The organism is Psychrobacter muriicola 2pS (assembly GCF_904846535.1).
Lineage (GTDB): Bacteria > Pseudomonadota > Gammaproteobacteria > Pseudomonadales > Moraxellaceae > Psychrobacter > Psychrobacter aquimaris.
On the sequence record NZ_CAJHBC010000002.1, the window covers coordinates 290,489 to 303,881 of the forward strand.

Here is a 13,393-nt window from a genome sequence, read left to right on the forward strand (position 1 = left end):
TACTTTAAATAAATGAACATTTAGATAGTGCCACTTAAATGATGTTATTGTCAGAAGAAATTAAGTGAGAAAGGCGCTAACTGAGCACTCTCAGTACACAATAAATCCAGTACATACTAAGCGACATCACTGTAGGTAATCATCAATATGGTAAGTTTTTATAATTTTTCAGTCACGCCTCTGTACCATGTTTTACAGCGTCTGATGCGTCTGATGCGACTGTGTCGTCCTCTTTGCCTAGCCGTACCATTATGGGCTGCCAGTACGGGTTTCGCGAGTGCTGAGAGCTGGAAAGTCAACTTACAAGATGCCGATATCAAAGCCTTTATTAATGAAGTGGCAACCATCACTGACCAAAACTTTGTCCTTGATCCGCGTATCAATGGCAATGTGACGGTGATTTCCAACAAAGCCTTGTCCCGTGACGAAATCTATCAGCTGTTTTTGAGTGTGATGCAAGTCAATGGTATTGCCGCGATTGACTCGGGAACGACCATTAAACTGGTGCCAGATAATGTCGCCAAACAATCTGGCGTGGCCGTTGATTTACGTGGTGACAGTGTTGGTGAAGCGTTAGCTACTCGTGTTATTTATTTGACCAATACCCAAGCTGCAGAAGTATTGGGTGTCATCCGTCCGCTCATGCCCCAGTCGGCTCATGCTGCCGCTGTGCCTGGTGTCAACGCCTTGGTATTGTCCGATCGTGCAGATAGCCTTAATCAGCTGACGTCACTTATCCGTGATTTAGATAGCAACGTCAATGACAGTTTGCAAGTGATACCACTACGTCACGTCGATGCTGAACGTATGATGGAGTTGATTAGCGCCTTGGTTGCAAGCGCTGGTAGCGGGCAAGCACAAGGTGGTAACAACCAGCTTAAAGTCATTGCCGACACCTCTAGCGATAGATTGTTGGTGAAAGGCAGTCCGGAGATGATTGCTAAAGTCAAAGAGATGGTCAATCAATTGGACACCACGCCTACAAGGCGTTTGAGTGGTCTGCGTGTTTTTCGATTAAAATACGCCAGTGCGGGTCATATTGCAGACATGCTACGTGGATTGCTCGCCAATCAATCTATTAATAGCTCTGGAGCAACGTCCTCATTAGAGTCGGCATCATTGAACGATTCTAGTAGCACGGGCGCTACCTTGACTAATGAGTCTGGTGGTAGTACTAATACTAATAACAACGCGACGACCTCAGCGACTTCTGGTACCAATTCGAGTAGTACAGGTGTTGGCGGTCGACCTTTTAGTATTATCGCTGATGAAACCCAAAATGCCGTTATCGTCAATGCGGCACCTGAGCTGATGTTTGAGATTGAAGATGCGGTCAATCAGTTGGATAATCGCCGCGCGCAAGTATTGATTCAAGCGGCTATTGTAGAAGTATCAGGTGATGATGCTACCCAGCTAGGTGTGCAATGGGCGCTCGGCAATGCCAATAGCGGCTACGGAGTCGTCAACTTCAATAACGTAGGCGCGAGTGCTGCATCACTTGCCGCAGCGGCATTGTCAGGTGGCGGTGCCGCCAGTATCAGTGCCGCAGCAGGCTCGATAGCTGGTGCTTTGATTGGCATTGGTGATAGTAGCAAAGACAGTCAGGGAAACACCCAGTTTTATGGAGCTATCTTGCAAGCGCTTGATTCTTCTACCAGTGCCAATCTGCTGTCTATGCCATCAATTTTGACGTTAGACAACGAAAAAGCCAGCATTTTAGTGGGTCAAAACGTGCCTTTTGTTACTGGCTCCTTTACCACCAGTGGCAACGATTCTAGCAACCCCTTTCAAACCATTGATCGTCAGGACATTGGTATCAACCTAAATGTCATTCCACACATTGGTGACAATGGCACCGTACGCTTGGAGGTCTCGCAAGAAGTCTCATCGGTGGTACCGGGCAGTACGGGTAACGCCAGTGGTTTGATCACCAATAAAAGCCTAATCAACACGACGATTCTAGCCGATGATCAGCAGACCATTGCTCTTGGTGGCTTGATGCGTGACAACAGCACCACACGTCAACAAAAAGTCCCAGGTCTAGGAAATGTCCCAGTGATTGGTAGGCTATTTCGCTCTGATAATGACAGCACCCAAAAAAGCAACCTAATCATATTTTTACAGCCCACTATCCTACGTGATGGCGGGGCAGTCGCCAGCGTCACCGAGCGTAAATTCAACCAAATGCGCGTTCTGCAACTGGTCATTGATAAAAACGGTACCATTAAACAGCTGCCATTGAGTGGTACGGAAGGTTGGAATGGCAACGTTAGCGCAGATTATGAATTGATGCCGCTCAATCCCCTTATTCCTAAGCGCGATCAGGCAGCAAAGTCTGAGTCTCAAGGTTTCACCAAAGTAGACAGTCCCAATAATGGTATGACAACTTATCCTTTAAATCGTTAAGAACTCAAAAAAGCACTTTATCAATGACGCATTAATAAAGTGCTCACCTTCTATTCTTATAGCATATAGAAGTACGGTGTAATAAATAAGCGTCGCACCGTACATTAGCTTGCGTATTCATAACACAGATAAACATAGCAGTTTTTATATCGCAGTATACTAATGAATAATCAGTAGTAAATGTGAACACTTGCTGATAAATATCGCAGATGATGATATAAATGTAGAGGCGAAAGCAGTGACGAATCATACAAATACTAAAAAGTGGTTTTTGTTGGCAGTGGCTGCTACCGCCTTATTGGTGATTCCTCGGCGCAGCAGTAGAAAAGCTGATACCAAACCGTTAGATAAGCAAAATGTAAAAGACAGTCATGATATCAAGACTGAACACACCGTTATAAGTAGTGACGATATTAATAAAGAATAGGGCGTGTTCAATAAAAGTGCTTTGAATAATTGAAGGTCTTTTTGCTTTTTAAAGGCTCTTTTATTAACTGGATTTTTTAATTGTCTAAACTACCTCAAATAAAGTAGCTATACGAAAAAGGTAGCCACACTAAAGTAATCGTTAATATGATTATTTATAAAAATGACAAACCACGGAATGCCTCGTTTAAAAACATTAATTTTGGAGTCTATCAATGACCCCTATCGATTCATCTAAGATGACCAAACAGCCATTACCTACTATTTATCCTCTCATTGACACGCATACTCATTTTGATGCCCCGATATTTGATGATGATAGAGAAATACTGGCGCAGCAAGCCCATAAGCAAGGTATACGCCATCTCGTATTAGTGGGTTATCTATATCAGCATTTCGAGCGGATGTATGAGACTGAGCGCTTGTTAAATAAGCTGTCATTACCTACGACAGTTAATATCGATCGTCAAAAGGTGTCACATTTTAGTAGCCATGTTGCGGTTGGTTTGCATCCTTTTTATATTACACAGCATACTGACAACCATTTAATGGCTATGGCAAAAAGGATTGCTGATCAACGCCCATTAGCAATCGGTGAGATTGGCTTAGATACCTTTACTGAGGCAATGAAAACGCCTGACATATTTGCTAAGCAAGTACGATTTTTTAAGGCACAATTGGACATGGCGGTGACTCATCAGCTACCAGTGATGCTACATATTCGTAAAGCACATGCAGAAGCATTAGCCATGCTAAAAGCGCATGATTACGATGCGCACAAGCTTGGTGGTATTGCCCATAGCTTTAGCGGTGGTACGCAAGAAGCCAAAGCATTTGTTAAATTAGGCTTTAAGCTTGGGGTTACCGGTCAAATCACTAATCCCAATGCTAAGAAACTGCGCCGCGCTATTCAAGCAGCGGTTGATAGCTATGGGGTTGAATGTTTGGTGATAGAAACAGATTGCCCTGATATGACGCCTATTATGTGCCAAATATCAGACCATAAGTCATCAGTGCCAAATCAAAGCTCAGACCAGGAAAGTGGTAATGCGCCGGTACATAATAGAAATGTACCTGCCAATCTGCCATGGGTGTTGCTAAGCTTAAGTGAATTGCTCAATGTATCACCCGCCAGTCTTGCTAAGCAATTGTGGCACAACAGTTGCAGTGCTTTGCAAACAAAATGGGTTTATCCGTTGTAGTAGAGTCGTACATTATGGTTTATTGTATTGCTAGCCATTGATATGATAGTGAATGAAATAGCCGTGAATAAAGAAATTGAAGTAATATAAGAGCCATCAAAATAATTTAAAAGAGCATTTAATCTGTTATGAGTGAAACACAACCATTTGAGCAAACAATGACAGAGTCAGTTGGCACCGAAGACTTTACAAAAGCAGAGCTGAGCGAAGAAAGTGTACAATATGAGCGCCGTTTTCAAGGTACGCGCACTCTTTATGGTACGACAGCTGTCACTACTTTTGCTGATGCGCATGTATACGTTATCGGAGTAGGAGGCGTTGGTTCTTGGGCAGCTGAAGCTTTGGCGAGAACGGCAGTGGGTACCATTACCTTGATTGATTTGGACGTACTGGTGGCCTCCAATGTCAATCGGCAGTTGCCTGCACTAGATAGCACCTTTGGTGAGAGTAAAATTGCAGCGATGGCTACCCGTATTCGTGAGATAAATCCCAAAGTAACGCTAAATTTGATCGATGATTTTTTAACCGTAGAAAACGTAGCCACTTTATTGCCAAGTCGCGATGAAGCAAAAGCCGCTATTGCCCAAGGCAAACCTATGGTGATTTTGGACTGCGTAGATGATATGAATGCCAAGCTTGCCATCGCGCTACATTGTCGTTTTAATAAACTAAAACTGGTCTGTGCAGGCGGGGCAGGTGGTAAGATAGACCCTAGTCAGATTCGGGTGAGCGATTTGCGTGACAGCTACCAAGATCCTTTGCTTGCCAAATTACGCAATAAGCTGCGTCACGAAAAAGGCATTAATAGTACATTAAAAGAGAAGTTCGGTATCAAATGTGTCTACTCTACAGAGCCACCGCGTGTAGATAAGACTTGTCAGGCAGGCGGTTTGCAGTGTGGTGGTTACGGCTCAGCAGTAGTGGTCACATCGGTGGTTGCGATGATTATGGTGAGTGAAGCATTACAGTTATTAATAAAACAGGCGGGTCTTAAGCCACGCGTCTGATCTTATTTAATGGAGTCTATCTTGTCTATATTTAACGCACCTAAACCCGGCTATCCAGTAGCGGTAGATGAAGCAGAACGCATCAATAAGCTTAGGAAGTATCAGGTGCTCAACGACAATGATGAGCCTGCATTTAAGCGCCTGATAGATCTGGCTAAGCTGTTTTTTGATGTACCAGTCGTGGCCATTACTTTCATGGATGAAGAAACACAGTATCTAAAATCTGTCCAAGGACTGGGCGGTGTTTGTCGAACGACGCGTGAAGTGGCTATTTGCAATTATACTGTACTCTCTAACGAGGTCTTTGTGGTGCCGGACTTGATCGAAGACAGTCGTTTTAGCCAAAACTTATTAGTGACAGAATCTCCTTACCTACGGTTTTATGCTGGTGCGCCAATTATCTTGCATGAGGATAATAAAAGCTATCGTTTGGGCGCGCTGTGTGTGATGGATATGAAGCCCAATCATGACTTTAATGAGCAGCAAGCAAAAGTATTGGCACAATTTGCGATGATGGCGGCAGATGCCTTGCAGCTACAGGACAAGCAGCGTGATGCCAAACATGCCAATGAGATGAAGTCAGACTTTTTGGCTAATATGAGTCATGAAATCCGCACACCGATGAATGGTATTATTGGTATGGTCGAGATGCTTGGTGAAACCAAACTTAGCAGTGAACAACAAGAATACGTGGACAATATCAAAGTTTCCAATGAGCATTTGATGGCGATTATTAACGGGATTTTAGACTTATCGAAAGTAGAGTCTGGAAAAATGACCATTGATTCTATTCCTGTTAACTTATCCGCATTATGTAATGAGGTGGTCAGCCTCTTTGCTATCAAAGCACGTCAGCGTGGGCTCATTTTAGATTATCATTATACCGAGTCGTTATCGCCTTATGTACAAGGCGATCCTGTACGCCTCAAACAAATTTTAGCGAACCTCGTCAATAATGCGATTAAATTCACTCGTGAAGGCGGGCGAGTCAGTCTTGATGTCAAACACGTACCCAATTGTCATTGTGATGATTTTGACGATGATAACGACAGCATTAATAGATATCGCGCTCAAGGTATTTCAGAAAGCGATCTGAATAAAATAACGGCTCAAGAAGCTATCAATAATGCAATCTATCATGACGTCATGACTCTATGCATCGAAGTCACAGATACGGGTGTTGGTATTAAAGCTGAGTCATTAGATGCAATATTTGATGCATATGACCAAGCAAACAAATTCACACACCGTCTTTATGGTGGCACTGGTCTTGGACTCTCTGTTTGTAAGTCTTTGGTTAATTTGATGGGTGGTTATATCGATGTGGATAGTGAAGTGGGTGTCGGAACCACTTTTAGTGTTTTCTTGCCTCTAACGACTATTGATGAAAACCAATATGAGATGTGGCAAAATTCAAACGACTTTACTATGATTGAGCCGACCCATGAGCGTGCCGGTCATATATTGTTGGTTGAAGACGATACCGTCAATGCCATTATCGCTAAAAAAGCCTTGAATAATAGTGGTCATACGGTCACGCATGTCACTGATGGACAGCAGGCTATTGAGATTTTTGCACTCTCACCTGAGCGCTATGATGTCATTTTAATGGATCATCACATGCCTATTTTAGATGGCGTACAAGCCACTATTAAATTGCATGAACTCTACGATCCTCAATCATTGCCACCTATTATCGCTTTGACTGCCAATGCAATGGATGGTGAGCGCGAAAAGTATTTAAAAGTTGGGATGCAAGATTATTGTACTAAGCCTTTTAAACAAGAGCAGTTGAATGCATTGGTGCAATATTGGCTGATACAGAAACATTCATCAGCAGAAGAGTAGGGGTTTGGCAGAAGACATTGATAGAAGTTTATCTATCATCGCTTTCATCAATAGTACATCCACTATAAAAAATAACAGCGTGAACCTTGCTTGAAATACGCCATATAGACTTTTACTCGGTCGTTTTGGAATATTTTTCAATCAAATCAACTATAGAGACAATATTTATAAACACAAAAAAAGCTGAACCGCTTTATCCGTGGTTCAGCTTTTTTATGAAATCACAGCTAGAGGCTAGCTGTTAAGTCCTATTATATCGAGCGCTATGACGTTTACATGCTATTGGCTAACGCGAGTTTGATAGTCACCCGTGCGAGTATCAACACGCACGACTTCGTCTTGTTGTACAAACAATGGCACACGGACAACAGCACCCGTCTCTAGCTTGGCAGGTTTGCCGCCACCACCTGAAGTATCACCACGCACACCGGGATCTGTTTCTGTGATTTGCAACTCAACAAAGTTAGGCGGTGTTACTGAAAGAGGAGTACCGTTGAATAAAGTGATGGTACATAGTGCATTGCTGTTTTCTTTTAGCCACTTTATTGAATCACCCATCGCTGTTTTGTCCGCTTGAATCTGCTCAAAACTTTCAGGGTGCATGAAATGCCAAAACTCACCATCGTTATATAGATAGTTCATTTCAGTGTCCATTACATCAGCAGCTTCTAAGCTATCGCCTGACTTAAAGGTTTGTTCCAATACTTTACCACTACGAAGATTGCGCAATTTGACACGGTTAAAGGCTTGGCCTTTACCTGGTTTGACAAACTCGTTTTCAAGAATGGCACAAGGGTTGCCATCGAGCATGACTTTTAGACCAGCTTTAAATTCATTAGTAGAAAAACTTGCCACAAGAGACTCCTAGGGATTGTAAATATGGTGGTAGATAAGGGAATGAATAGCTTGCTGCGTTAAAATCGCTTATTACGCTAAGTGTTTAAAGGATAGGTCGTATGCTTTGATAGGCTACGCACTAAGAGCGTATAATATCGACTTTTGGGCACAGGTATTAGGTTGTCATGATAAACCATTTAATCACACAAAAAAACTGGCAAACGCAATTATCCGAGGCCATTACGTCTATTGATGAGCTGTTAAGCATTTTAAAGCTCGAATCATTGCGTGCAGAGGTTTATGTACCTAAGCATTTTGAGCTGCGCGTGCCGCGTGGTTTTGTGGCAAAAATGAGTGTCGGCGATAGTAATGATCCCTTGCTAAAGCAAGTATTGCCTGATCAACGCGAGCAGACCAAAGTAACAGGCTATGTGGCGGATCCCTTGAGCGAGAATACGCAAAACCCAGTCAAGGGTATGCTGCATAAGTACCAATCTAGAGTATTATTGACCGTTACAGGTGCTTGTGCCATTCATTGCCGCTACTGTTTTCGTCAGCATTTTGACTATAGTGCAAATATGCCGACGGCTGATGCCAAAGAAAATATCATTGATTACATTACCGCACACCCTGAGATTAATGAGGTGATTTTGAGTGGCGGTGATCCACTGAATGTGACAAATAGGCGGTTGTTTGCTTGGTTAGATACTTTAGAGTCTATTCCACAATTGACCACTATTCGATTACATACGCGCTTGCCACTGGTCATACCAGCACGTTTGGACAATGCGTTATTGACCAGACTGTCTCAAAGTCGCTGTCATATTGTGATGGTAATCCACTGTAATCATGCCAATGAAATCGATGCCTTAACAGCAGAGTATCTGCAACGTGCTCGAGCGGCTGGGATAACTTTGTTAAATCAAGCAGTTTTATTGAAAGGGATCAATGATAGCGTTGCTGTTCAAACACAATTAAGTCAGCGTTTGTTCTCTTGTGGCGTATTGCCTTATTATCTGCATGTATTAGACAAAGTTGCTGGTGCCGCACATTTTGATAATGATGAGCGGTTATCGATTGAGCTGTATTGGTCACTGTTGGCGGCACTCCCCGGTTACTTGGTGCCCAAGCTGGTGAGAGAGCTACCAAATAAACCTTTCAAAGTACCGATTGATATTTACAATGATCATTAATATAGGCACTATGGTATATTGAAAAATTAGTGAACAAAGAGTAGTTTTTAGAAGATGGGCATGCAGTTATATGGCGCTGTATACCTTAATCATTACTAAAAACAGGTGCTGTCGATTCTGATGATTGCTGCTTCTTTGTATCTTTTATCTTGTGTGGTTATAGACGGCATGGTTGAATATTTGTCCTCTGCCAAGTTACTCAAGGTTACTAGGAATACTGATGATAACTTTATCGACGTTTCAAGAGCACCTATCCTCTACAGAAGAGTCATTGCCACTAGCCTCTAAGCGATCCGCTAATGGTCAAGAAGAATATTTGTTACAACTGTTAGCAACGTTACCCTCGAAAACGCAAGCACAGCAAGCTGAACAACTAGCAAAAATACTCAAAGTATTACGTGTGGCTAATATAGATGAGTCGCAACGCCTGACACTCATGGCGACGGTGATAGACGCCTCAGATCAGTTAATTGCCACTTTGCGACAGTATTATATTTATGAGACAGGGCCGCTTAGCGACATTCAAATGGGTTATGTGGCTCAAATAAAGTCGCTATATTATTCAATGATTATGGTTTATGACAGAGTGATACGCCATAAAACCTCATTACTAAATAATCAGCGAAAATACGCTGCAAGCAATGGCTGGCAGCGTTATTTTAATGGTGATAAGTCTTCATCGACGACACTCGCCAGCGCCATTTACCAGACGCTGCTGATGTACCAAAAGCTATTGGGTGAAGAAGCACTGTGCTATCAAAAACCATCATCTTATTTATGGTGCAAAATCAATCAGCTGTATTATCTTGCCTATCAGTACCATGCGGCTGAGATTAATGTGAGTGTGACGGCAGGCGCACAGCGTGCCAAGACGGTCCATCAGCTGTACTGCCAAATTTGTTTATACAGTTTATTAAATGTACGTGCCATGCGTCGTCCCAATATTCTACTGGTCCAACGTTTGTTACCGGAATGGGCTAAGCATATTGTTGCAACGGTTGAGCCAATCACCGAGACACGCGTTTTCGTTGATTTACAAAGTGACAATCCACCAACCTATCTGACGGCTAGCTCTACGATCAACCCATACGACGATCGCTATCACTGTTTATTTATAGAAATTGCCCCGCTGGTTGAGTATCTTAAATTACGCAAACAGGCCTTAGTCAAGGAAGGGGGTGAAGGGGTTGAAAGTCACTTGCTTAATAAGATAGCGATGACGCTCAATTACCGCTATCTACAGCCGCCACTCACATTAGCGACTAAACATAGTGCGAAAGAAGACGCTGTGTTGATTACGGGCTTTAATAACATTCATTATCGGGTTAGCCATTCACATAGCTTTACCAGTTTGATAGCGATGAAAGAGCTACCAGATGAGCAGCGGCCTCGTTATGATACTGTGAATAAAAAACAAGACAGCAGCCACGTATTAACCAGCGAAACCTTTGATAGTAATGATGATTTGTCACTATTTCGTACCTTGCGATTATCACCGAAAATAGATGCTTTAAATGAAGACAGCTTTCATAAAGACAATGTTGATAAAGATAATCTTAACGTAGTGGCTGATAATGATGATTCTGCGACGACTGCACCGCCAGCATTACAGATGATGAGCCTCTTTTTAGTCTGTCGATCTGATACAATCTCGCCGCCTGATTGGTCGATGGGCGTGGCGCGCTGGCTTAATTATGATAGCAAAAATCCAGAGATCGAGTGGCAAGTGCTCGGACATCAGCTAGTGGCTTGTGGATTGCGTTTAGAAGGTGGAGAAACGCGCAGTCGCCATTTTGTGCCAGCATTTATCCTTGGTAGAGATGAGCGGCTACAAACCACTGGTACTCTGATTGTCCCGACTTCTTACTTTCAGACCGATGATAGAGTGATTATGCGTATTAATAGCAAACAAACCCCTTTGCGTTTGGGACAGAGATTGCTGATTACGGATGAATTCAGCCAGTATGAAGTGGTACAGCTGTAGTTTATTTGAGTGGTTATAAAAAAGTCGCCAGATAGTAACGCTAATAAATACTGGCTTAAATGTTACTTCATCAATTTTTTTTATTCAATAATGACAGTGAATAACTGTACCGAATAATGATGATAAGTTAGTCTGCAACCAGTCATATTATTGTCTATAATAATGGATATTATTACTCTCGTTTAGACAATGCTTTTGGTTTACCAAGATGTCACCTTGATTCGGAAAATGATGCCAATCTAATAAAAATTGCTAAGCCTATTCCTGATAGTATTTTCCTTGCTAGGTTAATGCTTAGAAAAGGTGTAGGGTATCAAAACTAAAACACAAAAATAAGATCACAAGATTCAAAAGGCTTCTTATGCGTACTCAGTCCGTCTTAAACCTATTAGTCATTGATGACGATCAGCTCTACGCTGAGCGCCTTGTGCACTTACTAGGTTGCTATTATGACACCATCAATTTAGGGTTTTTGGACGATAAAGAAGAGCTATTAAAGTCACTCCGACAACCGTGGGATGTCTTGGTGTTTGGCAATGCTTATGATATGAGTTTTACCGATGTAGTGGGCGTCGTTCAAGAACAAAGTATTGATCTGCCTATGATCTGCCTATTCAATGAAGAGATGGCAGCATCCGCCAATAATGATGAGGGGCTACCTGATATTATTAGCGGCACGATGGTCAAATCGCTCAAAGTAGATCAAGAGATGGCAGTAGTGATGTCTATTTGCCTACAGCATGATAATTTACGCAGCCGCCGTGAGCTTAAAACGTTGCGACATGTACTCTCTGAAGCAGAACAACGCGCCAACGTCTTGATTAAAAACTCTAAAAGTGCCGTCGCCTATATTGATCAGGGTATCCATATCTTTGCCAATGATCCTTATCTTCAGCTTTTTGGTTTTGAGTCGATGAATGATGCCATAGGCGTGCCTGTCGTTGACCTAATTGCAGGCGGTGATAACGTTAAGGGTTTCAAACAGTTCTTACGTCAATTTGATAAAGGTAGCCGCCAAGAAGTTGAATTCAATTTTGAAAGTAAGCGGATGGATGGCAGTACTTTTGAAGCAAAGCTACAATTGGCAGCAGCGACCTTGGATGGCGAGCCGGTTACGCAGGTTATTATCCAACAAAACCATAGTAACAGTGCGGAAGTTGCCAAGCGTTTGGCAGCCGCTGAATGCAAAGACAACCTGACAGGAATCAATAATCGCCGTGGCTTTGAAGAACAAATGGCAATCGTGTACCAGCAAGCACGTCAAGGTGTACTAACGGCTGGGCTTTTGTATATTCAACTCGATAATGTTGGTAAAATAAGAAGCAGTCTAGGTTTGCAAGGGGTAGATGCGACCGTCAAGCAAGTCGCCTATGCATTAGATGAGCTGATATCAGACGGACATGTGAGTCGTTTTAGTGATACCGCCTTTACCATACTGGTCGAGGATAAGACCACCACAGAGCTTGAAAAACTGGCTGAGCATATTGGTTCACGTATTGGTGATATGCTCATTGAAGTAGATAAGCGTACGACCAGCACTACTGTCAGTATTGGTATTGTCAAAATCGAGACCAATACCGCAGAGCCAAGTATACTGCTTGAACGTGCGATGGATGCCATTAATCAAATTATGATAGAAACCTCTAATCATGGCGGCACCTATCATTTATATGACCCAAGCGAGCATGCCAATAGTGATGATCATGCGCTTGCCGAATCTTTAATCGATGCCATTGCCAATAGCCGTTTTGAGTTATCGTTCCAGCCAATATATGATATTAACAATGATCGAAGCGACTTTTTTGAAGTATATCTGCAGTTACCATTGGCGGATGCGAACAATACGATATTGACGCCAGATCAATTTATGGCAGTCGCCAAGACGCATAAATTGCTCGAAAAAATAGATCGTTGGGTGCTCATCAATGCCTGTAAAAAAGTCAATGAGGTACGTAAAACACATCCTGAAGCCAGATTGCTAGTGCAATTGACTAGTGCCTCATTGATAGACAAAAAACTGCCTAGCGTCGCCAGTCAGCTTATAAAAGCGGTGGGCGGTGCAGCTGGTGTGCTAACCTTGCAGTTCAACGAAAAGGACGTCGCAGACCATCTCACAGTGGCGAAAACTCAGTTTGCCGCCCTTCATCAAGTCAGCTGTCAGATGGGTATCAATAACTTCGGTTCTTCTGCCAAATCCATAGAGATTGTCAGTTTTGTGCAGCCAGATATGGTGCGTTTAGCACGTAGCTATGTGGATGGTATTGATTCGGCAGACAATTTAGAAACTGTCAAATCACTTATCATGCGTACTAATGAAGTCAGTGTAGACGTATTGATGCCTTATATTGAAGATGCAGCGACCATGTCCGTTGCTTGGAGCGTGGGCGCGCGCTATTTACAAGGCTATTATTTAGAAGAACCCAGCAGTACGATAAAGGTTGCGACCTAAAGACATTTAGAGTGCGTTTGATATGTAACTATCAACAGTAC

Annotated in this window: 9 protein-coding genes; 8 read left to right on the forward strand and 1 reads right to left on the reverse strand. The window is 42.7% G+C overall.

The annotated features are described in order from the left end of the window. Window positions 1-147 precede the first annotated feature (147 nt). From gspD to JMX93_RS03680, 5 genes are all read left to right on the forward strand, one after another. A complete protein-coding gene (gene gspD / locus JMX93_RS03660) occupies window positions 148-2,406 on the forward strand; it encodes a type II secretion system secretin GspD (protein WP_499203885.1) in 2,259 nt (752 codons plus the stop codon). 238 nt (window positions 2,407-2,644) lie between these two features. Next, complete coding sequence (locus tag JMX93_RS03665) at window positions 2,645-2,833, forward strand: hypothetical protein (RefSeq protein ID WP_499203886.1); 189 nt, start codon at window positions 2,645-2,647, stop codon at window positions 2,831-2,833. A 214-nt stretch (window positions 2,834-3,047) separates the two neighbouring features. After that, window positions 3,048-4,034 (forward strand): TatD family hydrolase, encoded by a 987-nt coding sequence (locus JMX93_RS03670; RefSeq protein ID WP_499203887.1) that lies wholly within the window; start codon window positions 3,048-3,050, stop codon window positions 4,032-4,034. A gap of 158 nt (window positions 4,035-4,192) precedes the next feature. Beyond that, the gene (locus tag JMX93_RS03675) at window positions 4,193-5,041 is read left to right on the forward strand and encodes a tRNA threonylcarbamoyladenosine dehydratase (RefSeq protein WP_499204017.1); all 849 of its coding nucleotides are present in this window, start codon (window positions 4,193-4,195) and stop codon (window positions 5,039-5,041) included. A gap of 21 nt (window positions 5,042-5,062) precedes the next feature. Then, window positions 5,063-6,889 (forward strand): GAF domain-containing hybrid sensor histidine kinase/response regulator, encoded by a 1,827-nt coding sequence (locus JMX93_RS03680; RefSeq protein WP_499203888.1) that lies wholly within the window; start codon window positions 5,063-5,065, stop codon window positions 6,887-6,889. A gap of 279 nt (window positions 6,890-7,168) precedes the next feature. On the opposite strand, the gene efp is transcribed toward JMX93_RS03680, so the two are convergent. Further along, window positions 7,169-7,744 carry an elongation factor P gene (gene efp, locus JMX93_RS03685; RefSeq protein WP_193012364.1) on the reverse strand — a complete coding sequence of 192 codons (576 nt, stop codon included), beginning with the start codon at window positions 7,742-7,744 and terminating at the stop codon, window positions 7,169-7,171. Window positions 7,745-7,911: 167 nt separating this feature from the next. Between efp and epmB the strand changes: the two genes are divergently transcribed. From epmB to JMX93_RS03700, 3 genes are all read left to right on the forward strand, one after another. Next, window positions 7,912-8,919, forward strand: a complete 1,008-nt coding sequence (gene epmB, locus JMX93_RS03690) for an EF-P beta-lysylation protein EpmB (protein WP_499203889.1) — start codon at window positions 7,912-7,914, stop codon at window positions 8,917-8,919. A gap of 220 nt (window positions 8,920-9,139) precedes the next feature. After that, entirely contained in the window at window positions 9,140-10,903 is a 1,764-nt protein-coding gene (locus tag JMX93_RS03695; protein WP_499203890.1) for a cyclic-di-GMP receptor FimW-related protein, read from the forward strand. A gap of 361 nt (window positions 10,904-11,264) precedes the next feature. After that, the gene (locus JMX93_RS03700) at window positions 11,265-13,352 is read left to right on the forward strand and encodes an EAL domain-containing protein (RefSeq protein WP_499203891.1); all 2,088 of its coding nucleotides are present in this window, start codon (window positions 11,265-11,267) and stop codon (window positions 13,350-13,352) included. Window positions 13,353-13,393: the final 41 nt, after the last annotated feature.

Excerpts from the sequence above, each read along its gene's own strand:
- JMX93_RS03670 (WP_499203887.1), top strand. The coding sequence starts at position 3,048 with ATGACCCCTATCGATTCATCTAAGATGACCAAACAGCCATTACCTACT.
- JMX93_RS03695 (WP_499203890.1), top strand. The coding sequence starts at position 9,140 with ATGATAACTTTATCGACGTTTCAAGAGCACCTATCCTCTACAGAAGAG.
- gspD (WP_499203885.1), top strand. The coding sequence starts at position 148 with ATGGTAAGTTTTTATAATTTTTCAGTCACGCCTCTGTACCATGTTTTA.
- epmB (WP_499203889.1), top strand. The coding sequence starts at position 7,912 with ATGATAAACCATTTAATCACACAAAAAAACTGGCAAACGCAATTATCC.
- JMX93_RS03675 (WP_499204017.1), top strand. The coding sequence starts at position 4,193 with ATGACAGAGTCAGTTGGCACCGAAGACTTTACAAAAGCAGAGCTGAGC.
- JMX93_RS03700 (WP_499203891.1), top strand. The coding sequence starts at position 11,265 with ATGCGTACTCAGTCCGTCTTAAACCTATTAGTCATTGATGACGATCAG.